This window comes from Burkholderia sp. BCC1208 (assembly GCF_902833095.1).
Lineage (GTDB): Bacteria > Pseudomonadota > Gammaproteobacteria > Burkholderiales > Burkholderiaceae > Burkholderia.
This window is the reverse complement of the sequence record NZ_CADFDY010000014.1, coordinates 32,793-56,005: the sequence shown is the minus strand read 5'-3', so window position 1 is coordinate 56,005 and position 23,213 is coordinate 32,793. Positions and strand designations below refer to the sequence as shown.

The 23,213-nt window shown below is 68.0% G+C and carries 21 protein-coding genes; 14 read left to right on the top strand and 7 right to left on the bottom strand.

What is annotated here, in order from left to right; translation table 11 throughout:
- Positions 1 to 6: 6 nt before the first annotated feature.
- Together HWX09_RS30720 and mnmC are read right to left on the bottom strand one after the other, a co-directional pair.
- Complete coding sequence (locus HWX09_RS30720) at positions 7 to 1,221, bottom strand: cation:proton antiporter (protein ID WP_027783134.1); 1,215 nt, start codon at positions 1,219 to 1,221, stop codon at positions 7 to 9.
- 670 nt (positions 1,222 to 1,891) lie between these two features.
- Positions 1,892 to 3,823, bottom strand: a complete 1,932-nt coding sequence (gene mnmC, locus HWX09_RS30715) for a bifunctional tRNA (5-methylaminomethyl-2-thiouridine)(34)-methyltransferase MnmD/FAD-dependent 5-carboxymethylaminomethyl-2-thiouridine(34) oxidoreductase MnmC (protein WP_027783133.1) — start codon at positions 3,821 to 3,823, stop codon at positions 1,892 to 1,894.
- Positions 3,824 to 4,211: 388 nt separating this feature from the next.
- Between mnmC and HWX09_RS30710 the strand changes: the two genes are divergently transcribed.
- Complete coding sequence (locus HWX09_RS30710; protein ID WP_006401505.1) at positions 4,212 to 4,490, top strand: HU family DNA-binding protein; 279 nt, start codon at positions 4,212 to 4,214, stop codon at positions 4,488 to 4,490.
- A 129-nt stretch (positions 4,491 to 4,619) separates the two neighbouring features.
- On the opposite strand, the gene HWX09_RS30705 is transcribed toward HWX09_RS30710, so the two are convergent.
- Both HWX09_RS30705 and HWX09_RS30700 read right to left on the bottom strand, forming a co-directional pair.
- Positions 4,620 to 5,933 (bottom strand): GTP-binding protein, encoded by a 1,314-nt coding sequence (locus HWX09_RS30705; RefSeq protein ID WP_027783132.1) that lies wholly within the window; start codon positions 5,931 to 5,933, stop codon positions 4,620 to 4,622.
- A gap of 154 nt (positions 5,934 to 6,087) precedes the next feature.
- Positions 6,088 to 6,579, bottom strand: a complete 492-nt coding sequence (locus HWX09_RS30700; RefSeq protein WP_027783131.1) for a lytic transglycosylase domain-containing protein — start codon at positions 6,577 to 6,579, stop codon at positions 6,088 to 6,090.
- A 382-nt stretch (positions 6,580 to 6,961) separates the two neighbouring features.
- Here HWX09_RS30700 and gspD point away from each other — a divergent pair, with 382 nt between their 5' ends.
- Genes gspD through gspF form a run of 3 tightly spaced genes read left to right on the top strand, consistent with a single transcriptional unit; the run spans position 6,962 to position 12,022 of the window.
- Positions 6,962 to 9,304, top strand: a complete 2,343-nt coding sequence (gene gspD, locus HWX09_RS30695) for a type II secretion system secretin GspD (protein WP_027783130.1) — start codon at positions 6,962 to 6,964, stop codon at positions 9,302 to 9,304.
- Between the two features lie 5 nt (positions 9,305 to 9,309).
- Complete coding sequence (gene gspE / locus HWX09_RS30690; protein ID WP_306427301.1) at positions 9,310 to 10,800, top strand: type II secretion system ATPase GspE; 1,491 nt, start codon at positions 9,310 to 9,312, stop codon at positions 10,798 to 10,800.
- A gap of 4 nt (positions 10,801 to 10,804) precedes the next feature.
- Entirely contained in the window at positions 10,805 to 12,022 is a 1,218-nt protein-coding gene (gene gspF / locus HWX09_RS30685; protein ID WP_027783128.1) for a type II secretion system inner membrane protein GspF, read from the top strand.
- 31 nt (positions 12,023 to 12,053) lie between these two features.
- Here the strand turns inward: gspF and HWX09_RS30680 are convergent, their stop codons facing one another.
- Positions 12,054 to 12,464 (bottom strand): type II secretion system protein N, encoded by a 411-nt coding sequence (locus HWX09_RS30680; RefSeq protein WP_027783127.1) that lies wholly within the window; start codon positions 12,462 to 12,464, stop codon positions 12,054 to 12,056.
- 175 nt (positions 12,465 to 12,639) lie between these two features.
- On the opposite strand from HWX09_RS30680, the gene gspG reads away from it, so the two are divergent.
- Genes gspG through HWX09_RS30640 form a run of 8 tightly spaced genes read left to right on the top strand, consistent with a single transcriptional unit; the run spans position 12,640 to position 18,636 of the window.
- The gene (gene gspG, locus HWX09_RS30675; protein WP_027783126.1) at positions 12,640 to 13,092 is read left to right on the top strand and encodes a type II secretion system major pseudopilin GspG; all 453 of its coding nucleotides are present in this window, start codon (positions 12,640 to 12,642) and stop codon (positions 13,090 to 13,092) included.
- 39 nt (positions 13,093 to 13,131) lie between these two features.
- Positions 13,132 to 13,701 (top strand): GspH/FimT family pseudopilin, encoded by a 570-nt coding sequence (locus tag HWX09_RS30670; protein WP_027783125.1) that lies wholly within the window; start codon positions 13,132 to 13,134, stop codon positions 13,699 to 13,701.
- A 2-nt stretch (positions 13,702 to 13,703) separates the two neighbouring features.
- Positions 13,704 to 14,105: a type II secretion system minor pseudopilin GspI gene (gspI, locus tag HWX09_RS30665; protein WP_027783124.1), complete on the top strand. Its 402-nt coding sequence runs from the start codon at positions 13,704 to 13,706 to the stop codon at positions 14,103 to 14,105.
- Positions 14,106 to 14,112: 7 nt separating this feature from the next.
- Positions 14,113 to 14,790: a prepilin-type N-terminal cleavage/methylation domain-containing protein gene (locus HWX09_RS30660; protein WP_027783123.1), complete on the top strand. Its 678-nt coding sequence runs from the start codon at positions 14,113 to 14,115 to the stop codon at positions 14,788 to 14,790.
- 2 nt (positions 14,791 to 14,792) lie between these two features.
- On the top strand, positions 14,793 to 15,902 hold the full coding sequence (gspK, locus tag HWX09_RS30655; RefSeq protein WP_027783122.1) for a type II secretion system minor pseudopilin GspK: 1,110 nt from the start codon (positions 14,793 to 14,795) through the stop codon (positions 15,900 to 15,902).
- A gap of 26 nt (positions 15,903 to 15,928) precedes the next feature.
- Positions 15,929 to 17,308: a type II secretion system protein GspL gene (gspL, locus tag HWX09_RS30650; protein ID WP_089499369.1), complete on the top strand. Its 1,380-nt coding sequence runs from the start codon at positions 15,929 to 15,931 to the stop codon at positions 17,306 to 17,308.
- Positions 17,305 to 17,811 carry a type II secretion system protein M gene (locus HWX09_RS30645; protein WP_027783121.1) on the top strand — a complete coding sequence of 169 codons (507 nt, stop codon included), beginning with the start codon at positions 17,305 to 17,307 and terminating at the stop codon, positions 17,809 to 17,811. The genes gspL and HWX09_RS30645 overlap by 4 nt, the downstream gene beginning before the upstream one ends.
- Before the next feature lie 36 nt (positions 17,812 to 17,847).
- Positions 17,848 to 18,636, top strand: coding sequence for a type II secretion system protein N (locus tag HWX09_RS30640; RefSeq protein ID WP_027783120.1), 789 nt, complete (start codon positions 17,848 to 17,850; stop codon positions 18,634 to 18,636).
- A gap of 25 nt (positions 18,637 to 18,661) precedes the next feature.
- On the opposite strand, the gene HWX09_RS30635 is transcribed toward HWX09_RS30640, so the two are convergent.
- Both HWX09_RS30635 and HWX09_RS30630 read right to left on the bottom strand, forming a co-directional pair.
- Positions 18,662 to 20,233 (bottom strand): efflux transporter outer membrane subunit, encoded by a 1,572-nt coding sequence (locus HWX09_RS30635; protein ID WP_027783119.1) that lies wholly within the window; start codon positions 20,231 to 20,233, stop codon positions 18,662 to 18,664.
- A gap of 281 nt (positions 20,234 to 20,514) precedes the next feature.
- Complete coding sequence (locus tag HWX09_RS30630) at positions 20,515 to 20,796, bottom strand: multidrug ABC transporter ATPase (RefSeq protein WP_080681375.1); 282 nt, start codon at positions 20,794 to 20,796, stop codon at positions 20,515 to 20,517.
- Positions 20,797 to 20,970: 174 nt separating this feature from the next.
- Here HWX09_RS30630 and HWX09_RS30625 point away from each other — a divergent pair, with 174 nt between their 5' ends.
- Positions 20,971 to 21,459, top strand: coding sequence for a MarR family transcriptional regulator (locus tag HWX09_RS30625; RefSeq protein ID WP_027783117.1), 489 nt, complete (start codon positions 20,971 to 20,973; stop codon positions 21,457 to 21,459).
- Between the two features lie 177 nt (positions 21,460 to 21,636).
- Positions 21,637 to 23,199: a DHA2 family efflux MFS transporter permease subunit gene (locus HWX09_RS30620; RefSeq protein ID WP_027783116.1), complete on the top strand. Its 1,563-nt coding sequence runs from the start codon at positions 21,637 to 21,639 to the stop codon at positions 23,197 to 23,199.
- The last annotated feature ends 14 nt before the right edge of the window (positions 23,200 to 23,213 follow it).

The window sequence follows — 23,213 nt, the reverse complement described above, 5'->3', positions numbered from 1 at the left end:
CCGGAATCAGTTGCCGTCGCTGCGTTCGCCGACCGCCGACAGGCAGCGGTAGACGACGAACGGGCTGACGAGCTGCAGGATCACGATCGAGCACATCACGATCGCGCGCAGGTGCGGGTCGAAATTCGGATAGAGCTGGTAGGTATCGTCGACGAGCAGGTACGACAGCGCGGACATCGGCGTGAGCGCGATGCCGAGCGCGATGCCCTGCTTCATCCCGATGCCGCTCGGCTTCGCGAACGCGACGACGCCGGCCAGCTTCGCGACGAGCCGCGTGACGATCAGCACGATCGCGAGCAGCCCGCCGAGCGCGATGTCGCCCCACGTGAACGACGTGAGCGTCAGCACGAACAGCACCACCGTCAGCAGCCATCCGGCCGTGCCGAAATGCTCGGGCCACAGCTGCGGCCGCGCTTCGAGGTTCTTCACGATGATGCCGGCGAGCAGCAGCGTGAGCAGCGTCGACAGTTTCAACGCCTGCGCGACGGCAATCGCGAGCATCACGAGCCCGAACAGCGCGACGAACGAATGCTCGTCGCGCATCGTCGCGGTCATGTGACGGAACAGGTAATTGCACGAACGCGCGACAAGATACGCGACGATGAAGGAACCGGCGAGCAGGTAGAGCGGTTGCAGGATCGTCGCGAAAACGTTGCCGTACGCTTCCTGATGCAGCCAGCTCGTCACGAGCTTGGTCAGCACGATCGCGTACACGCTGTTGAGCGCGGTGAGCGTGATGAGACGCTGCGACACCTGCCCTTCCGCGCGCAGTTCGGTCTTGAGCTGGATCACCATCGACGGCGACGTCGCGATCGCAATCGCCGACAGCACCAGCGCGACCATCCCCGATACGCCGAGCGCGAGCATCACGAACAGCACGAGCACGAACGTGAGCGTGGCTTCCGCGAGACTCGACGCGACGAGCCACGGATTGCGCCGGATCCAGCGCAGGTCGAGGCGGCTGCCGAGCTCGAACAGCAGCAGGCCGAGCGCGACGTCCATCAGCAGTCGCGAGGTTTCGTCGGTGCTCGCGTCGATCACGCCGAATCCGAATGAACCGGCGATCAGGCCGATCACGGCATAGCCGGTGATGCGCGGCAGGCGCCACGCGCGATAGCACAGCTCGCCGCACAGGCCGGCTGCGAAGAGCGCGAGCCCGGCCCAGAACACGGCATCCGGCGCAAGCGGCCAGTTGGGCAGGAATGAGAACGCCGACTTCATCGTGGTGACTTCTCCTTTGGAAGCAACCGCCAGCGACGCGGGGTCAAGCGTCAGGAATGGATGCGCGCCGGCTGGGTATCGCCCCGAATGTGATTGTTGTGCTCGACGATGGCGGTACATGGGGTCCGCCTGTTCCGCCACAAGGCGGAACGTCGTTCAGGTTGCCGATCTGGATTGTCGGCCTGGTGTGTGAACGGACAGCGCTGTCTCGAAGATTCAGATTCGAAATCGTGCCGACCGTTCCATTGAAGCATGTCCGGCGCCTGGCCGAACGAACGCGAAGGAAACCGATTGTGCCACAGCTTTTTCGCTCTGGAACCGATTGAATCGACTCGCGGCGCTGTGCGGCACCACAGGTCTTTGGTTTCAAAGGTTTACTTGTATATATACATAGTAGAAGTTAACAAAGGGCGCACAGTTCTGTGGATAACTCCGGTTTACGCTGCCATATCAAGGCGTTGGCGAAACCATAACCGATTGCACAGGCTGTTCGTGCACAGACGTTTGAGTTGAGCAACTTTCGGGCCGCTTCACAGCTGTGCCGAGTTACCCAGTTTACGTCCACTGTGATTACACATGAAGTGCGTGCGGATTTCGCGCGGTTATCCACAGCATGGCGTGGATAACCTTGCACGGGAAAATCGGAAAACTGTGAGAAAGGCGCGGCCGATCAGCCCGTCCAACCGACGCGGCGTGCGCGCAGCGCGCGGATCAGGAAGCGGGCGGGGTCGACCGCGTCGGCGAGTTCGCGCTCGAGCGGCCACGGCTCGCCTTCGAGTTGCGACGCGATCAGCTCGGCGCCGAGCGCAGCCCACACGAGGCCGCGCGAACCGAAGCCGAATGCGCCGTAGAGGCCGGGCATGCGCGGCAGGTCGCGCGCCTGCGCACCGCCCAGCGCGCGTGCGTTCGCGGTGGCCTGCGCTTCGTCGGCGAGCGGGCCGACGAGCGGCAGGCGGTCGCCGACGACCCAGCGGAACGCCACGCGCCCGCGCAGCGCGGCGGGGTCCGGCAGGTCGCCGATCAGGCCCGGCAGCAGATGCCGCACGCGCTCGAGGTTTTCGACGTGGCCGGCCGTCCGCATCGCGGGATCGGTATCGTCGGGTTCGAACGTGGCGCCGATCAGCAGCGTGCCGTCGTCGAGCGGGACCGCGTAACCGTCGCCGATCGCCGGGCACGGCAGCGGCGCCGTGGTGCCCGGCGGCAACAGCGTGAGCTGGCCGCGCACCGGTTGCAGCGCGATATGCCGCAGCCCGGCAAGACGCGCGGCGTCGCCCGCGTTCGCGAGCACGACGACGGGCGCATCGGCCAGCGTGGCGCCGGTATCGTCGAGCGCATGCCAGGTGTCGCCCCGCCGTTCGAGCCGCGCGACGCAGGTGGACGCAAGCAGGCGCACGCGCTCGCCGGCCGCCGCAAATTGCGCGGCGCACAGCCCGGCCGGCCAGACGGCGCCGCCGTGCGGAAACAGCAGGCCGCCATGCGCGACCGGCAGATTCAGGTGCGCACGCGCGGCCTCGGCATCGAGCAGGGTGACGTAGTCGGACGGTGCGCCGAACGCATCGAACGCGTCGCGCATCCGCGCAAAGTCGTCGGCCGATTCGGCGAGATGGATCATCCCGTGCGTGCTGCGTGCGAACGCATGCCCCGCGCGTTCGAGGGCGTGCCAGCGTGCGATCGCGTGCAGGAAGCCGCCGCGCGTGAGCCGGCTCGCGACGTTGTCGTCGCGCGTCATCAACGGATGGAAAACCCCGGCCGGGTTGCCCGACGCTTCGCTCGCGATCCGTTCATGCCGCTCGATCAGCGTGACGTCCCAGCCGCGCGCAGCCAGGCGTTCGACCACCGCGCAGCCGGCGAGGCCCGCGCCGATCACGATCGCGCGGCGCGCTGCAACGGGCAGTGCACGCGGCGGCTCGTGCCGGCGCGCGCGCCAGCGCGGCGCATATTCGCCGACGAGACGATCGTCGACTTCGCGGAACGTGAAACCTGTTTCGCCGAGCGCGTGTTTTACGTCGTCGGACTTTGCATGCGTCGCAAACGTCGCGTGTTCGCCGGCGATTTTCGCGAATGCGCGGATCCCGTCGTTCGATGCCGCGGCGCCATCGAGAAAAAACGCATCGGCGCGCGCGACGAGCTTCTTAGACAGATCGATCGCATTGCCGAACGCGAGCGTGAGCACCACGCGTCCTTCGTCGAATTCGAGCCGATGCAGGCCCGGCACGAGGATCGGCCATGCATCGATCAATGCGCCGACGTCTGCCGATATGGTTGTGCCTGCAACCATATGGGAAACCGCGCGGCGCAGGTCGTCGCGCGAGAACGGGTGCGGCTCGAGCGCGACGACATGCAGCCGTTCGCAGCGCGCAGGATCGTCGCGCCACGCGGCCCAGGCCGCGAGGAAGCCGGCGCCCGCGCCGAACTCGGTCGTGACGATCGTGAACGTTCTGCGCCGCTGCCAGCGGGCGGGCAGCCCGTTGCCCGCGACGAACGCGCGATGCGCGTGCGCGAGCGTGCCGGATGCGCCGCGATGAAGCTCGCCGAACTCGGGCGAGACGAGCGTGCCGTCGTCGCGAAGCGCGAGCGTGGCGTAAACAAGTCGGTCGGGCATGCGAAACAAAAAACGTGGCGGCCAAGCCTGGCAAGGGATTGCGGGAGGCCGTCCGACCGGCCGTTGGAAAAGGGCAACGGGGTGACGTACGGGCGGACCACGCTGCGTATCCTGTCCGGTTGGCGCAGGTCAAAAAACGGTCAATCGACGATTCATTCGGCGAAATACCGATGAAAATCTTTGAAACCCTTGTCGTTATTGGGTTTGCGCTGCGCTATCATAGCAACGCCGTACCGCGGGGTGGCCGCCGGCAAGCCGGAGGGCGCGTCGCGCGGGCCAGGATTCGGCGCTGTGTCGTCGGAGTCTGACTCTCGACGGCACGGTTCGCGCACGTATAATCGGCGCGTTCGCGCTGTTCGTGTCAACCTAACCTGATAAAGGAACCTTAATGAACAAACAGGAACTGATCGACGCCGTCGCCGCCCAAACGGGCGCCAGCAAGGCTCAAACCGGCGAAACGCTGGACACGCTGCTCGAAGTCATCAAGAAGGCCGTGTCGAAGGGTGATGCGGTTCAGCTGATCGGCTTCGGCAGCTTCGGTTCGGGCAAGCGCGCAGCACGTACGGGCCGCAACCCGAAGACGGGCGAAACCATCAAGATCCCGGCAGCCAAGACGGTCAAGTTCACGGCTGGCAAGGCGTTCAAGGACGCCGTCAACAAGCGTTAAACCCGCGCCTGTTCCAGAAAAAAACCCGCCTCTCGGCGGGTTTTTTGTTGGGCGCGCGCGGCATTTTCGCCACAGTCCGCACCGCTCTTGCAAAAGTTAACGGTTACTTTTACGAGCCGTTACACGCGATCACGCATGCACGATCTGCGTGTCGCCGTGATCGTCGTCGTCGTGCGAATCGACGTCCCACGCCGGGAACGGATCGTCGAACGCCGCCCATCCCGTCGCGCCGAGTGCGAACTCCGCATCGGTCAGCAGGCACGCGTCGAGTTTCGTGCGCCACGCATCGGCGTCGAGTGCGATGCCGATGAGCACGAGTTCCTGCCGGCGATCGCCGACCGTGCGATCGTCGAGATCGCCCAGCCATTCGGCGCGGATTTCAGCGAGCAGCTCGTCGTCGTCCGGCCATTCCGCGCGATCCTGCGCCGCCCACCACGAACCCGCCGGCCCGTGCCGGCATACGCCGCCCGCCTGCGACAGCGAACCCGCGATGTCGTTGCGCGTCGCGAGCCAGAAGAAACCCTTGCTGCGCAGCACGCCCGGCCACTCCTGATGCAGCAGCGCCCAGAGCCGTGCCGGGTGAAACGGCCGGCGCGCGCGGTAAACAAAATTGCCGATCCCGAATTCGTCTGCTTCGCCGTGCACGTGCGCATGATGGTCGTCATGGCAGTCGGGGTCGTCGCAATGCGTGTGATCGTGGTCGAGCGACGCGAGCCAGCCCGGCGCATTCGCGGCTTCGTCGAAATCGAAGCGGCCGGTGTTCAGTACTTCGTCGAGCGGCACGTTGCCGAACGTCGACACGACCTGGTGCGCGCGCGGATTGAGGCGTGCGAGGATATGCTGCAGGCGCGCGAGATCGTCCGCGGCGACCAGGTCGGCCTTGTTGATCACCAGCACGTCGCAGAATTCGATCTGCTCGATCAGCAGCTCGACGAGCGTGCGGTCGTCGTCTTCCGACGCGGCGATGCCGCGCGTCGCGAGCGCGTCGTCGGAGCCGTAGTCGCGCAGGAAGTTGTACGCGTCGACCACGGTCACGAGCGTGTCGAGCCGCGCGACGGCCGACAGCGACGCGCCGTCGTCGTCGACGAACGTGAACGTTTCGGCGATCGGCATCGGCTCCGCGATACCGGTCGATTCGATCATGATCGCATCGAAGCGGCCCTCGGACGCGAGCTTGCGGATCTCGATGAGCAGATCGTCGCGCAGCGTGCAGCAGATGCAGCCGTTCGACATTTCGACGAGGCGTTCCTCGACGTGCGACAGCGCCTGCGCGTCGCGCACGAGCGAGGCGTCGATGTTGACCGCCGCGAGATCGTTGACGATCACCGCGACTTTCAGGCCCGCGCGGTTCGCGAGGACGTGGTTGAGCAGCGTGGTCTTGCCGGCGCCGAGGAAGCCGGACAGCACGGTGACGGGCAACGGCTGTTTCATTGCCGGATTCATGATGATATGCACCAACGGAAAAGATGAAAAAGCGGCCGCGGCGCCCTGCCGGGGCGCGTTCGGCCCGCACGCGGGCGAAACGGCGGCGTCAGCCCGCATTGTGCATCAAACGCGCGCCGGCCGACCCGGCGTCAGCCGGCGATGCGGCGCGGCATCACTGCGCGGCCTGAGAGGCCGGAGTGGTTTGAGCAGTTTGAGCAGTCTGCGTGGGCAGCAACTTCCATTGCGTCAGGATGCCGGCGATCTGCCGCGCGTACTTGTCGCGCAGCGACGGCGTTTCCGAATGATAGGCGCCGACCGCCTGCCACGTGTTGCCGTAGCGGTTCATCTTCTGTCGGAGATGCCACGCGGCGATGTACACGTTCTTGCACGGTTCCATCAGCGTGTCGCGGCCGATCCCGTAGCGCGACAGCGTCGGCAGGTGGATCGAATTGATCTGCATCAGGCCGTAGTCGACCGAGCCGTTCGTATTCTTGTTCAGCGCACCGGGCCGGTTGCGCGACTCCTGCCACGCGATCGCGCGCAGGATCAGCGGATTGACCTGCTGGTATTTGGCCGCTTCGTCGAAACAGTCCGCGCGCGCGTTGCCGCTGGCGAACCACGCGCCGGCGGCGATCAACGCGATCGAAGCGAACCGTCTGTTCATCGTGCGGAAACGAAAAGGAATTGCGCGAAGCTCCGGGAAAACCCGTGCCTGTTTATTAGTGCGACGAGAAACGCGCCGCCCGTATCATACCGGCAGACCGCCGGATTGCGACAGGCAGGAATACGACAGCCCGGTTATACCGCATTTCCGTGTCGGTTCATCGCGAAATTGGGACGGCGGCGGGAGGCGACGGCCGGCATGCGGAGTATGACATCGATCCTTACATATTGCATACGGCTCGCCGGATACATGTCGTATGTGAGACAGTCTTCGGATCAATGTGATATTTCGGACATGAAAAACTGCTAATGTCGCCTCTTTCGGACCTGGATCCCAGCACTACCGCCGGAAGTGGCCTGAGCCGGCATCGACCCATTCATCCATGACAAGAAATCGCTTCGTTATGCGGCGTATCGCCACGACCCTGCTCGTGGCCGGCATCATCGTCTCGCAGGCCGCCTACGCTCAGGTCACGCTCAACTTCGTGAATGCGGATATCGACCAGGTCGCGAAGGCGATCGGCGCCGCGACCGGCAAGACCATCATCGTCGACCCCCGCGTGAAGGGGCAGCTCAATCTCGTGGCCGAACGGCCGGTGCCGGAAGACCAGGCGTTGAAGACGCTGCAGTCCGCGCTGCGCATGCAGGGCTTCGCGCTCGTGCAGGATCACGGCGTGCTGAAGGTCGTGCCGGAAGCCGACGCGAAGCTGCAGGGCGTGCCGACCTATGTCGGCAATGCGCCGCAGGCGCGCGGCGACCAGGTGATCACGCAGGTGTTCGAACTGCACAGCGAATCGGCGAACAACCTGCTGCCCGTGCTGCGGCCGCTGATCTCGCCGAACAACACGGTGACGGCCTACCCGGCGAACAACACGATCGTCGTGACCGACTATGCGGACAACGTGCGCCGCATCGCGCAGATCATCTCGGGCATCGACAGCGCCGCGGGCTCGCAGGTGCAGGTCGTGACGCTGCGCAACGCGAACGCGATCGACCTCGCCGCGCAGATGCAGAAGATGCTCGACCCGGGCGCGATCGGCAACAGCGACGCGACGCTGAAGGTATCGGTCACGGCCGACCCGCGCACCAACTCGCTGCTGCTGCGTGCGTCGAACGCGTCGCGCCTCGCGGCCGCGAAACGCCTCGCGCAGCAGCTCGATGCGCCGAGCGCGGTGCCCGGCAACATGCACGTCGTGCCGCTGCGCAACGCCGATGCGGTGAAGCTCGCGAAGACGCTGCGCGGGATGCTCGGCAAGGGCGGCAACGACAGCGGCTCGTCGGCGTCGTCCAACGATGCGAACAGCTTCAACCAGAGCGGCGGCTCGTCGTCGAGCGGCAACTTCTCGACCGGCACGTCGGGCACCCCGCCGCTGCCATCGGGCGGCCTTGGCGGTTCGTCGTCTTCGTCGGCGTACGGCAGCGGCTCGTCCAACGGTGGCGGCCTCGGCAGCGGCGGCCTGCTCGGCGGCGACAAGGAGAAGAACGACGACAACCAGCCGGGCGGGATGATCCAAGCCGACTCGGCGACCAACTCGCTGATCATCACCGCGTCCGATCCGGTTTACCGGAACCTGCGCTCGGTGATCGACCAGCTCGACGCGCGGCGCGCGCAGGTCTACATCGAAGCGCTGATCGTCGAGCTGAATTCGAATACGTCCGGCAACCTTGGCATCCAGTGGCAGGTGGCGAGTGGCCAGTTCCTCGGCGGCACGAACCTGAATCCGTCGGGCGGCCTGGGCAACAGCATCGTCAACCTGACGGCGGGCGGCTTGACCAACGCAGCCGGCGGGGTCACCGGTGGCGGGCTGGCCTCCAATCTCGGCCAGTTGGCCCAAGGGCTCAACATCGGCTGGCTGCACAACATGTTCGGCGTGCAAGGGCTCGGCGCGCTGCTGCAGTACTTTGCGGGCGTGAACGACGCGAACGTGCTGTCGACGCCGAACCTGATCACGCTCGACAACGAGGAAGCGAAGATCGTCGTCGGCCAGAACGTGCCGATCGCGACCGGCTCGTATTCGAACCTGACGAGCGGCACCACGAGCAATGCATTCAATACCTACGATCGTCGCGACGTCGGCCTGACGCTGCACGTGAAGCCGCAGATCACCGACGGCGGGATCCTGAAGCTGCAGCTCTATACCGAGGATTCCGCGGTCGTCGCCGGCACGACCAGCTCGCAGACCGGCCCGACCTTCACGAAGCGCTCGATCCAGTCGACGATCCTGGCCGACAACGGCGAGATCATCGTGCTCGGCGGCTTGATGCAGGACAACTACCAGGTATCGAACAGCAAGGTGCCGCTGCTCGGCGACATCCCGTGGATCGGCCAGCTGTTCCGTTCGGAATCGAAGGTGCGCGCGAAAACCAACCTGATGGTATTCCTGCGCCCGGTGATCATCTCCGATCGCAGTACCGCGCAGGAAGTGACGGCCAACCGCTACGACTACATCCAGGGCGTGACGGGCGCATACAAGTCGGACAACAACGTGATGCGCGACAAGGACGACCCGATCGTCCCGCCGATGCCGATCGGTCCGAGCCAGGGCGGCACGCCGGCCGGCAACCTGTTCGATCTCGACAAGATGCGTCGCCAGCAGTTGCAGCGCCAGGTGGCGCCGGTGCCGGCCCAGCCGTTGCCGGAGGCGACGCCCGCGCAGCCGCAGGGCGTGCCACAGCAGGCGGTGCCGCAACAGCCGCTGACCACCGCGCCGGGAGCCTCGCAGTGAGCGATGTGCTCGCGTCTTCCACTCACGACGGCGCGCCGGGCGAACGCCAGCCGCCGTCGCCGCTCGCCGCTCGCCTGCTGCCGTACGGCTTCGCGAAGAACGGCCAGGTGCTGATCGCGCATCAGCTCGACGACACGCTCGAGGTGTGGATCAGCGAACGCACGAGCGACGCCGCGCTCGCGGAAATCGCGCGCAACTTCGGCTCGATCGCCGTGCATCGCGTGCCGGCCGACGAGCTCGCGCAGGCGATCAACCAGGCCTACGCGCGCCAGGACGGCAGCGCCGCGCAGGTGGTCGGCGAGGTCGAAGGCGAAGTCGACCTGTCGCGGCTGATGCAGGACATCCCCGAGGTCGAGGATCTGCTCGAATCGGAAGACGACGCGCCGATCATCCGGATGATCAACGCGCTGCTCACGCAAGCGGCGCGCGAACAGGCGTCGGACATTCACATCGAGCCGTTCGAGAATGCGTCGGTCGTGCGCTTTCGCGTCGACGGCACGCTGCGCGACGTCGTGCGCCCGAAGAAGGCGCTGCATGGCGCGCTGATCTCGCGGATCAAGATCATGGCGCAGCTCGACATCGCGGAGAAGCGCCTGCCGCAGGACGGCCGTATCACGCTGCGCGTCGGCGGCCGGCCGGTCGACGTGCGCGTGTCGACGCTGCCGACCGGGCACGGCGAACGCGCGGTGCTGCGTCTGCTGGAAAAGGATGCGGCGCGCCTGAACCTCGAGGCGCTCGGGATGGGTCGCGACACGCTCGTCCAGTTCGACAAGCTGATCGCGCGCCCGCACGGCATCGTGCTCGTCACGGGCCCGACCGGTTCGGGCAAGACGACCACGCTGTACGCGTCGATGTCGCGGCTCGAAACCGCGACGACCAACATCATGACCGTCGAGGACCCGATCGAATACGACCTGTCCGGCATCGGCCAGACGCAGGTGAACGAGCGGATCGGGATGACCTTCGCCCGCGCGCTGCGCTCGATCCTGCGCCAGGACCCGGACGTGATCATGATCGGCGAAATCCGCGACCTCGAAACCGCGCAGATCGCGGTGCAGGCATCGCTGACGGGCCACCTCGTGCTCGCGACGCTGCACACGAACGATGCGGCGTCCGCCGTCACGCGTCTGACCGACATGGGCGTCGAGCCGTACCTGCTCGCGTCGTCGCTGCTCGGCGTGCTCGCGCAGCGCCTCGTGCGCCAGCTCTGCCCGGTCTGCAAGGAAGAGCGGCACGAGGAAGGCCGCACCGTGTGGCATCCGGTCGGCTGCGACAAGTGCGGGCATTCGGGCTACTCGGGCCGGCGCGGCGTCTACGAATTGCTGCTGGTCGACGATTCGATCCGCGCGCTGATTCACCGCAATGCGGCCGATGCCGAGATTCTGGCCGCCGGCCGCGCGGAAGGGATGCGCACGCTGCGCGACGACGCCGAGCGCTGGCTCGCGTCGGGGGCGACGTCGCTCGAGGAAGTGCTGCGCGTGACGGGAGGCGCATAGCGCGATGCCGGCATTCCGTTTCGAAGCCATCGATTCGGCGGGACGCGCGCAGAAAGGCGTGATCGATGCCGACAGCGCGCGCGCCGCGCGCGGCCAGCTGCGCACGCAGGGGCTCACCCCGCTCGCCGTCGAGCCGGCCGCGAGCGCGAAGCGCGGCGCGCGTTCGCAGCGGCTCGCGTTCGGCCGCAAGCTGTCGCAGCGCGAACAGGCGATCCTCACGCGCCAGCTCGCGAGCCTGCTGATCGCGGGGCTGCCGCTCGACGAGGCGCTCGGCGTGCTGACCGAGCAGGCCGAGCGCGACTACATCCGCGAACTGATGGCCGCGATCCGCGCGGAAGTGCTCGGCGGCCATTCGCTCGCGAATGCGCTGGGTCAGCATCCGCGCGATTTTCCGGAAATCTATCGCGCGCTGGTCGCGGCCGGCGAGCATACCGGCAAGCTCGGCATCGTGCTGTCGCGCCTCGCCGACTACATCGAGCAGAGCAATGCGCTGAAGCAGAAGATCCTGCTGGCGTTCACGTATCCGGGCATCGTCACGCTGATCGCGTTCGGCATCGTCACGTTCCTGCTGAGCTATGTCGTGCCGCAGGTCGTCAACGTGTTCGCGAGCACGAAGCAGCAGTTGCCGATCCTCACGGTCGTGATGATGGCGCTGTCGGAATTCGTGCGGCACTGGTGGTGGGCGATCCTGATCGCGGTCGCGCTCGTCGTGTGGTTCGTGAAGGCGACGCTGTCGCGCGCCGGGCCGCGGCTCGCATTCGATCGCTGGGTGCTGACCGCGCCGCTCGCGGGCAAGCTCGTGCGCGGCTACAACACGGTGCGCTTCGCGAGCACGCTCGGCATTCTCACCGCGGCCGGCGTGCCGATCCTGCGCGCGTTGCAGGCGGCCGGCGAGACGCTGTCGAACCGCGCGATGCGCGCGAACATCGACGACGCGATCGTGCGCGTGCGCGAGGGCTCCGCGCTGTCGCGCGCGCTGAACAACGTGAAGACGTTTCCGCCGGTGCTCGTGCACCTGATTCGTTCGGGCGAAGCGACGGGCGACGTGACGACGATGCTGGATCGCGCGGCTGAAGGCGAAGCGCGCGAGCTCGAACGCCGCACGATGTTCCTGACGAGCCTGCTGGAGCCGCTGTTGATCCTCGCGATGGGCGGCATCGTGCTCGTGATCGTGCTGGCCGTGATGCTGCCGATCATCGAGCTGAACAACATGGTGCAGTGACGCGACGGCCCGCGTGCCGGGCCGCCGCCGTTCAGCGCATGTAGATCGCGGGGGACGGCGTGTTGGCCGGGAGCTGGACTTCGGCGCGGGCGCCGTTGCGGTCGACGATGATCGAGCGCGGGCGTACTTCGGCGAGCTTCGCGCCGGGCGTGACGTCCGCGCCGAGCGACACGGCGCGCGGCGGTTCGCCGCCGACGCCGACGATCGCCGCGCCGCCGTGATCGAGCGCGAGAATGCCGAACAGGTGGATGTCCTGGACGGGACTCTTGTCGAGCTGACCGCCGAAGAGCGCGGCGGCGTCCTCGGTGCGGATCGGCAGCCGCGCGGCGGCGGCGGGCAGCGGCGCTTCGCGGGCCGACAGCGTGACGACCCAGTAGGTGGCCGTCGCGCACAAACCCGCGAAGAGGGCGAGGGAAAGGATCCGGATCGAGAGCGCGTTCATGCGCGCTATTGTACGGATGTATATGAAATTTGCGTTGGGTGAAAGCCCTCGGCGATGCGCGCCTTACAATGCGTGCTCCGCGCCCGCCGGTCCGGAAGGTTGCTGTCAGGCAATCGTCCGGTGCGCCGGGTGCGTCACTCAATCGACGACATTTTTTGGAAAGAGGTAGTCAGTCATGCAAACGTGGATCACTCGCCGCAACGCGGCCGTGCGTCGTCAGCGCGGTTTCACGCTGATCGAGATCATGGTGGTGGTCGCAATCCTCGGGATCCTGGCGGCGCTGATCGTGCCGAAGATCATGAGCCGCCCGGACGAGGCGCGCCGCATCGCCGCGAAGCAGGACATCGGCACGATCATGCAGGCGCTCAAGCTGTACCGTCTGGACAACGGCCGCTATCCGACCCAGGAGCAGGGCCTGAATGCGCTGATCCAGAAGCCGACCACCGACCCGATCCCGAACAACTGGAAGGATGGCGGCTATCTCGAGCGCCTGCCGAACGACCCGTGGGGCAACGGGTACAAGTACCTGAACCCGGGCGTGCACGGCGAGATCGACGTGTTCAGCTACGGCGCCGACGGCAAGGAAGGCGGAGAGAGCAACGACTCCGACATCGGCTCGTGGCAATAAGCCGACGCTGATCGCCCCGACGTTTCATTGCCGCTCTTCATGCTCGCCATGCGCACGACTTTCCGCTGCGGCCGCGACTGCCGTGTGCGTCGCGGTGCGGTGCCGTCCGTACCGGCCGGTGCCGATGGCGGCTTGACGAAGCGCGGCGCGGCGCGGCGTCGCGCGCGCGGCTTCACGCTGCTCGAAATGCTGGTCGTGCTCGTGATCGCGGGGCTGCTCGTGTCGCTCGCGTCGCTGTCGCTGACGCGCAATCCGCGCACCGACCTGCGCGAGGAAGCGCAGCGCATCGCGCTGCTGTTCGAGACGGCCGGCGACGAAGCGCAGGTGCGCGCGCGGCCGATCGCGTGGCAGCCGACCGCGCACGGTTTCCGTTTCGACGTGAGTTCGCCCGACGGCTGGCGCACGCTGCGCGACGACCTGCTGCGCCCGCGCGACTGGGACGGCGGCGTCACCGGCGCCGACATCGATTACCCGAGGTCGGACACGCACGCGAACCGCGTCGTGTTCGGCACCGAGAGCATCGACACGCCGGTGCGCGTGACGCTGCATTCGGCCGCCGGCAGCGCGACGATCGTCGGCACCGGCAACGGCCGCTACGAGGTGCAATGACGATGCGTCGTCGCCTGCCCTTCCCCGTTTCTTCATCCCGCGGCTTCACGATGATCGAGGTGCTGGTCGCGCTCGCGATCATCGCGGTTGCGCTCGCCGCGTCGATCCGCGCGGTCGGCACGATGGCGACCAACGCGTCCGACCTGCATCGCCGGCTGCTCGCCGGCTGGAGCGCCGACAACGCGCTCGCGCAGTTGCGCCTCACGCATGCGTGGCCGGAGGTCGGCGAGCAGAGTTTCGACTGCCCGCAAGGCAACGTGCAGCTCGTCTGCACGCAGCGCGTGAGCACGACACCGAACCCGGTGTTCCGGCGCGTGCGGATTTCGGTGAGCATGCCCGGCCACGCCGGCGTGCTCGCGCAGATGGTGACGGTGGTCGCGAATGAAACCAGCCGTCCGCTCTGACGCGCCGATGCGCCGCCCATCCGCCCCCCCGGCCCCCCCGGCCCGCCCGGCCCGCGGCTTCACGCTGATCGAGCTGATGATCGCGATCGCGATTCTCGCGGTGGTCGCGATCCTCGCGTGGCGCGGGCTCGACCAGATCATGCGCGGTCGCGACAAGGTCGCGTCCGCCATGGAAGACGAGCGCGTGTTCGCGCAGATGTTCGACCAGATGCGCATCGACGCGCGGCTCGCCGCGACCGACGACGAGGCCGGCCAGCCGGCGATCGGCGTCGCCGGCAATACGCTGCAGATCGTGCGCGAACTCGACGTGCCGGGCGTCGCGCCGCGGCTGCAGGTGGTCCGCTACCGGATCGCCGGCGGCCGCGTCGTGCGCTATGCATCGCCGCCGATCGACGACACGAACCGGCTGCGCACCCTGCTGAAGGACAGCAGCGTCGAAGGCTGGAGCTGGGTCGCGCTGATGGGCGGTGTCGGCGCGATCGACGCGAAGCTGTACGTGCCGCGCGTGGGCTGGACCACCAACCTGCAGACGGCCGACGAAGCGCTCGCGCAGAACAACGACGCGCTCAAGGTGCCGCAGATCGGCAACGCGCCGCCCGCGCGCGCGGTGACCGGGCTGCAGGTCAGCATCGGCGCGACGTCGCTGCGCGTGCCGGTCACGCGCATCTTCCTCGTCGGGGAATGACGATGCGTGCGCGCCCTGCCCGCCGAATGCCTGCACGCCGCCAGCGCGGCGCCGCGATCATCACCGCGCTGCTCGTGGTCGCGCTGTCGGCGATCCTGGTATCGGGGATGCTGTGGCGCCAGCAGGTGCAGATCCGCCGCATCGAGAACCAGCGCACGATCGCGCAGGCGCAGTGGGTTGCGCGCGGCGCGCTCGACTGGACCCGGATGATCCTGCGCTCCGAAGGCGACACGGCGCCCGGCATCACGTATCTCGGCGGGATCTGGGGCGTACCGATCGCGAAGACGAAACTGTCGGATTTCCTCGGCCGGATCGGCGCGCCCAACGACAGCGGCGGCGAAGACACCTATATCTCCGGCTCGATCGAGGACGCGCAGGCGAAGTTCAACCTGCGCAACCTCGTGTCGTCGCCGGCGCCCGGCGTGCTGCAGTTGAACGTCACGCAGATGCAGGCGTTCCAGCGCCTGCTGACGACGCTCGGCTACGACAGCGCGTTCGCGAAGCGCATCGCGCTGCAGGTGCGGGCGGGCCTGCTGCATTCGGCCACGCGGTTCCAGATGCCGAACCTGCCCGGCGGCGGCGGGACCGCCGCGAACGCCGCGACCGCCCCGGTGACGAGCGGCGACATGCAGGGCAGCGGCTTCACCGACGATCCCGGGATGTCCGGCGGGGACCGCGGGCCCGCGCCGCTGATGATGACGCGCGTCGACAGCCTGCTCGACGTCGACGGCGTGACGCCCGAGATGGTCGCGCGGCTGCGCCCGTTCGTCACCGTGCTGCCGACCACGACGCCCGTGAACATGAACACCGCGCCGGCCGAAGTGATCGCGGCGCTGGTGCCGGGGATGAGCGTGTCGTCCGCGCAGGCGCTCGTGTCGCGCCGCGAGACCGTGTTTTTCCGGAACGTCGGCGACGTGCAGCTCGCGCTGCGCGGCGCCGGCGCGCCGCCGAACGTGACGATCGACTCGAGCCTCGTCGACGTCAATTCGAGCTATTTCATCGTGCATGGCCGGATCCAGCACGAACGCGCGGAGGTCGACCGCACCTCGCTCGTGTATCGTGATCCGACCACGCACTCGACGCGGGTCGTGCGTATCCGCGACCAGCTATAACGACGCCAATCGGGAGAGGAGCTCTTGTGAGCACGTTGATTGTTTCTTTGCCGCCGCGCGAGCCTGCCGTGCCGTTGCAGGAATGGCAGTGGCCCGAGCTGCCGTTCACGCTCGTCGACAAGGCCGGCCAGGTGCAGCGCGCGGGCCGCGCGGCGCTGGCGCTGCTGCCGCGGGCGAGCGCGACGGTGCTGATCGTCGCCGCGCGCGACGTGCTGCTGCTGGCCGCGACCGTGCCGCCGCTGAAGGGGCCGAAGCTGCGCCAGGCGCTGCCCAACATCGTCGAGGATCAGCTGATCCAGGATCCGCTCGGCTGCCACATCGCGCTCGACCCGGCCGCGCTGCCCGACGGGCGCCGCGTGCTGGCCGTCGTCGATCGCGCGTGGTTCCGCACGATCTGCGATGCGTTCGCGGCGGCCGGCCACCGGCACCTGAGCGCGGTGCCCGCGACCCGCTGCCTGCCGGCGCCGCGCGCGCCGGCCGAAGCGGCATCCGCCGTGCTGGCCGACGGCGAGGCCATCGACGCCGCCCCGCTTGCCGCGGTCGCGGCCGTGGCCGCGCCGCCTGCCCGCCCGGCGACGGTCGCCGCGGTGCTCGGGCTTGCGACGGCGGTCGAACCGGTGCTCGTCGAAGCCGGCGCGCTGCCGGCGGCGGCCGGTGCGCCGCGCCTCGAGCTGGCGGTCGCGCGCGGCGCGCTCGGCGAAGGTTTCGCGGCGCCCGCGTCGCGCGCGGCCGGCACGCTGGCCGCGCTCGCCGGCGGCGGCGACATCGAACTGTACGAACTCGGCGAACCGGGCGCGGAGCCGCGGCTCGCGTCGGTCAGCCGCACCGACGGTCCGCTGCTGCCGGGCGCCGCGCCGCTGTCGTTCGACACGTTCGCGCGCCGGGCGCTGACCGAGCCATTCGATCTGTGCCAGTTCGAATTCGAATCGCAGCCGTGGCGCTTCGACCGCGCGACGGTGAAGCGTCTGCGCGTGCCGATCGCGCTTGCCGCGGCGACGCTCGGCGTCGCGGTGATCGGGATGAACCTGCACTGGTGGAAGCTGTCGCGCGAGCGCGATGCGCTGTCCGCGCAGATCACCGAGACGCTGCTGTCCGCGTTCCCGAAGACGACCACCGTGCTCGACCCGCCCGCGCAGATGCAGCGTCAGCTCGACCAGTTGCGCCTCGCGGCCGGCGAGCTGTCGCCGAACGATTTCCTCGCGCTGTCGAGCGGCTTGTCGCGCTCGATGGGCGCGCTGCCGCTGAACGGCATCGCATCGCTCGACTATCACGACCGGCGGCTCGACGTCGGCTTCAAGCCGGAGGTCAAGGTCGATCCCGATTTCACGCAGCGCCTCGCGCGTAACGGACTGTCCGGCGAAGTCGACAGCAACACGGGCAAATGGACGATCCGGAGCCGCTCATGAAAACCGAACAACTGAACCAGACGCTGGCCCAGTTCTGGGGCGAGCGCTCGCCGCGCGAGAAGACGCTGCTCGGCTGGGGCGGCGCCGTGCTGGCGGTCACGATCGCGTATTCGGTGCTGTGGTCGCCCGCTCAGGAAGGCCGCGCGCGGATCCAGCGCGAACTGCCGACGATGCGTCACGAACTCGCGCAGATGACCGCGCAGGCGAACGAGGCGAAGTCGCTGACGGCCGCCGCGCAGGGTGTCGCGCCGACCGGTCTCGCGCTGAAGGACGCGCTCACCGCGTCGCTGTCCGATCACGGGTTGCAGGGCGCGCAGGTGCAGATCGTCGGCAACGGCGTGCAGATCCAGATGAAGAACGTGTCGTTCCCGGCATGGACCCAGTGGCTCGACGATGCGCGCCGGCAGTTCAAGGTGCAGGTCGGCGAAGCGCACGCCACGGCGCTGAAGGACGACGGCCAGGTGGACCTGACGGCCGTGATGCAACCTTCCGTCCAGAAATAGATGACGGCAGTGGATGACGCAAACGAAGGCCGGCCGATGCGGCCGTGGGCAAGGTGGCTCGTCGCCGTGTTGCCGTGGGTGCTGGCGGGCGGCCTGGCGACGGCGGTGACGCTCGTCGCGCTCGCGCCGGCCGCATGGATCGCGCCGCAGTTCGCGCGGGCGACCGGCGGCCACGTGAACCTCGTCGATCCGGACGGGTCGCTGTGGCACGGCTCGGGCACGCTGATGCTCGCGCCCGGCGCCGATCAGAGCGCGGCGACGCTGCTGCCGGGCCGGGTCGAATGGACCACGCGCTTCTGGCCGCTGCTGACCGGACGCGTGCAGATGCGCATGCGGCAGACGGAAGCGATGCCCGATGCGGTCACGCTCGATGCGACGTGGCGCGGCGCGGTGCTGTCGGCGGGCACGATGGCCGTGCCCGCATCGCTGCTCGCGGGGCTCGGCACGCCGTTCAACACGCTCGACCTGCAGGGCGACGTGCGGCTCGGCTGGAGCGACTGGCGGCTGTTCGGCAACAACGCGTTCGGCCAGTTGACGGTGACGATCGATTCGATGAGTTCGCGCGTGTCGCGCGTGAAACCGCTCGGTTCGTACCGGGCGGTATTGCAGGCGAAGGGTGTGGGCGCCGATCTCGATCTATCGACGACGCAGGGCCCGCTGTTCCTCGACGGGCACGGCAGCTTCGGCCCTGGCCAGGGCGCATTCCGCGGGACCGCGCATGCGGCGCCCGAGCAGCAGGCGAACCTCGCCGGGCTGCTGAACCTGCTTGGGCACCCGATCGGCAACAACCAGGTGTCGCTGATCTTCGGCGACGCGCAGCGCTGAACGCGCGCGTCGCCCGCTTCCCTTCCTACTTCTGCGCGAGCTGCGCGGCGGCCGACGGTACGGTGGCCGCGGGCGCGGCCGCACCGGACGCCGGCAAAGGCGCCGGCGCGGCCATGTCGCCGTTCTCGCGCGCCATCTCCGATACGTTCCAGCCGCCGCCGAGTGCCTTCACGAGCCCGACCGACGACACCATCCGCTGGCCGGCGATCGTCGCGAGCTTCTGCTGGGCGGTGAACGCGGTGGTCTGCGCGGTCAGCACGTTCAGGTAGGCGACCGTGCCGGCCTTGTACTGGTTCGTGACGATCGCGAGCGAGTGCTCGGCGCTGTCGACGGCCTGCCGCTGCACGTCGATTTCCTGCGCGAGAATGCGCTGCGACGCGAGGTTGTCCTCGACGTCCTGGAACGCGGTGAGCACCGCGAGGCGATAGGCGGCGACGTCCTGATCGTAGGTCGCGCGCGCGGCGTCGGTCTGCGCGGCGCGCAGACCCGCGTCGAACAGCGTGGCCGCGAGCTGCGGGCCGACCGTCCAGAAGCGCGCCGGCAACGTGAACAGCTGCGACCACACCGAACTCTGGAAGCCGCCGGTGGCCGACAGCGTGAGCGTGGGGAAGAACGCGGCGATCGCGACGCCGATCTGCTCGTTCGCGGCCGCCGCGCGGCGCTCGGCCGCCGCGATGTCGGGCCGGCGCTCGAGGATCGCGGACGGCACGTCGACCGGCGTGATCGGCGGCTCGGCCGCGAGCGGGTTCGGCGGCAGCGAGAAGGTCGACGCCGGTTCGCCGATCAGCGTCGCGATCGCATGCTCGTACTGCGCGCGGGCGACGCCATTGTCGATCTGCGCGGCCTGCGCGCTCTGCAACTGCGTCTGCGCCTGGATCACGTCCGCACGCGCGGCGACGCCCTGCGCGTACTGGTTCTGCGTGAGCTGCAGCGACCGTTCGTACGACTTCACGGTGTCGTCGAGCAGCTTTTGCAGCGCATCGGACGTGCGCAACTGGAAATAGGTTTGCGCGAGCAGCGCCTGCTGCGACAGCCGCGCGTTCGCGAGATCGGCCGCGGCGGCCGCTTCGCCGGCGCGCTGCGCGCTGACGGTGCGGCTCACCTTGCCCCACAGATCGGGTTCCCAACTGGCGTCGAGGCCGACGCTGTAGCTGTTGTTGATCGACCCCGTCGACCCGCTGCCGAAATTCGACGACGAGCCCGACGACAGCGAGGTGCGCGGCGTCCGCGCGCGCGAGCCCGATGCGGTCAGCCCGACGGTCGGGAAATACGCGGCGCGCGCCTCGGTGACGAGCGCGCGCGCCTGCCGGTAGGCGGCCGCCGATTGCGCGATGGTCTGGTTCGACGCGTTGAGTTTGCCGATCAGCGCATCGAGCTGCGGGTCGCCGTAGACCGTCCACCACGCGCCGCGGTCGGCGCGATCGGCGGGCTGCGCGACTTTCCAGCCGGCCGGCGCTTCCTTGAAGGCGGCGGGGATCGACGTGTCGGGCCGGTGATAGTCGGGCCCGACGGCGCAGCCGGCGAGCAGCACGGCCGTCGCAATGGCGACGGCGGCGCTCAGCGGGCGAACGGCGCGCGGGAGTGAGGTGTACGGCATGGTGGTTTTCCTGTCTGGGCGCGGCGACCGGCGGGCGGCGCCGCGCGGTGCGGTCGTCATGCCGCTGGCGGACAAATGGTAACTGACGGCGGGAAAGCTGCGCAGCCCTAAGGGTACGGTGCGCGGCGGGCCGGATGTGTTACCGGCGCGACCGGCCGGTTTACCGGCCATTACGGCTTGCTTGCGGGAAAACGGGCGTGCGAACGGGTGGATGACGCCGGCCGCGCGTGACGCGGCCGGCGATCAGGCCGGATAGTGTGGTGCGCGCAGGCGGTGCGGCGTCAGTGGCAGCGCACGGGCGCCGCGACGGGTTCGGCGGCCCGCCATGTCGACGGCTCCGTCGCGGCCGGCTGGCTCGTGCGGCGGACGCCGCCCTTCGCGTTGCGCTGCCGGCGATGATCGAACCACGCGAACCCGAGCGCCGCGAGCGAGCCGCCAGGCACGACCAGCATCGTCACGTACAGCGCGATTTTCCAGCCGCGGTGCGGCCCGGAAAACATATGATGAGCGGTATCGGTCAGGTTGCGGCGCAGCGCGCCGGCGGCATTTTTCAGGAACAGCATCGCGAACATCCTCGGGTGCCCGGCAGCGCGGGCCAATCGGTCAGAACATAGTCTCCGGCAGTGCAACATGCACGTCGTAACTGGTTGACTCAAATAATATTGACTAAGCAATCATTTTTCAAGATACTGGACGCGTTTTAACCCGAAACGCACTATTGCTGCGCGCGCAATCGTATGACCGGCGGCCTCTACGATCCCGAGAACATCGCGCTGGAAACGAGCCTCGGCTATTACCTGTCGAAGGCGAAGCAGGCGCTCGTCGAGCGGATGGATCGCGCGCTCGAGCCGCTCGACCTCACCGCGCAGCAGATCGGCGTGATCCTGCTGCTGTCGCGCGGCTACGCACGCACGCCGTTCGAACTGTCGCGCAAGATGTCGTACGACAGCGGTTCGATGACGCGCATGCTTGACCGGCTCGAACGCAAGGGGCTGATCGCGCGCACGCGCAGCGAGCAGGATCGCCGGATGATCGAGCTGACGTTGACCGAACGCGGCGTCGACGCCGCCCGCGCGTTGCCGTCGCTGGTCGCGACCGTGCTCAATGCGCAGCTCGAAGGCTTCTCGGCCGACGAACTCGCGACGCTCACCGGCCTGCTGCAACGCTTCATCGCCAACGGACTCGGCTCGACCGGCTGTCCGAAGCCCGACGAACCCGACTGCTGATGCGCGCGGAGCCCTCATGTCCAAGTTAAACGTTCGCTTATTTCTCTGTCTGGGCAGAAAATGACGAGGCACGCGCTCCGCTTTTTCCCTTTTTCATTCCACCCGGCCGGGCCGCGCTGCATCGCGCGTCCGTGCGTTGTGCCGGCGCGTCGCGCGCGCCGCGTCTAGGAGATTCCGATGTCCGCCACCACGGCATCCGCCCCCTCCCCCGCTGCCGAACCCGCGCCGCTGACCGGCGGCGCGCTCGCGCTGCTGACCGTCGGGCTTGCGCTCGGCACCTTCATGGAAGTGCTCGACACGTCGATCGCGAACGTCGCGGTGCCGACCATCTCGGGCAGCCTCGGCGTCGCGACGAGCGAAGGCACGTGGGTGATTTCGTCGTACTCGGTCGCGTCCGCGATCGCGGTGCCGCTGACCGGCTGGCTCGCGCGCCGGGTCGGCGAGGTGCGGCTGTTCACGATGTCGGTGCTCGCGTTCACGATCGCGTCGGCGCTGTGCGGCCTCGCGACCAATTTCGAGACGCTGATCGCGTTCCGGCTGCTGCAGGGCCTCGTGTCGGGGCCGATGGTGCCGCTGTCGCAGACGATCCTGATGCGCAGCTACCCGCCCGCGAAACGCGGGCTCGCGCTCGGGCTATGGGCGATGACGGTGATCGTCGCGCCGATCTTCGGTCCGTTACTGGGCGGCTGGATCAGCGACAACTACACGTGGCCGTGGATCTTCTACATCAACCTGCCGATCGGCGTGTTCTCGGCGACCTGCGCGTACTTCCTGCTGCGCGGTCGCGAAACGAAGACGTCGAAACAGCGGATCGACGCAATCGGCCTCGCGCTGCTCGTGATCGGCGTGTCGTGCCTGCAGATGATGCTCGACCTCGGCAAGGACCGAGACTGGTTCAACTCGTCGTTCATCGTCGCGCTCGCGCTGATCGCGGTCGTGTCGCTCGCATTCATGCTCGTGTGGGAGGCGACCGAGAAGGAGCCGGTGGTCGACCTCACGCTCTTCAAGGACCGCAACTTCGCGCTCGGCGCGCTGATCATCTCGTTCGGCTTCATGGCGTTCTTCGGCTCGGTCGTGATCTTCCCGCTGTGGCTGCAGACCGTGATGGGCTACACGGCCGGCAAGGCCGGCCTCGCGACCGCGCCGGTCGGGCTGCTCGCGCTCGTGCTGTCGCCGCTGATCGGCCGCAACATGCACCGGCTCGACCTGCGGATGGTCGCGAGCTTCGCGTTCATCGTGTTCGCGGGCGTGTCGCTGTGGAACGCGACGTTCACGCTCGACGTGCCGTTCAACCACGTGATCCTGCCGCGGCTCGTGCAGGGCATCGGCGTCGCGTGCTTCTTCGTGCCGATGACGACGATCACGCTGTCGAGCATCTCCGACGAGCGGCTCGCGAGCGCGTCGGGGCTGTCGAATTTCCTGCGCACGCTGTCCGGCGCGATCGGCACCGCGGCCAGCTCGACGTTCTGGGAGAACGACGCGATCTACCATCATGCGCGGCTGTCGGAGTCGGTGAGCGTCTACGCGCAGAACACGACCGACTACCAGGGCGCGCTCGCGCAGCTCGGCATCGTCGGGCAGACGGCCAATGCGCAACTCAATCAGCTCGTCACGCAGCAGGGCTTCATGATGGCGACCAACGACTTCTTCCACCTGTCGGCGGTGATGTTCATCGCGCTCGCGGCGCTCGTGTGGATCACGAAGCCGAAGAAGGGCGCGGGACCGGCGATGGGGCATTGACGGTCGGGCGCGGC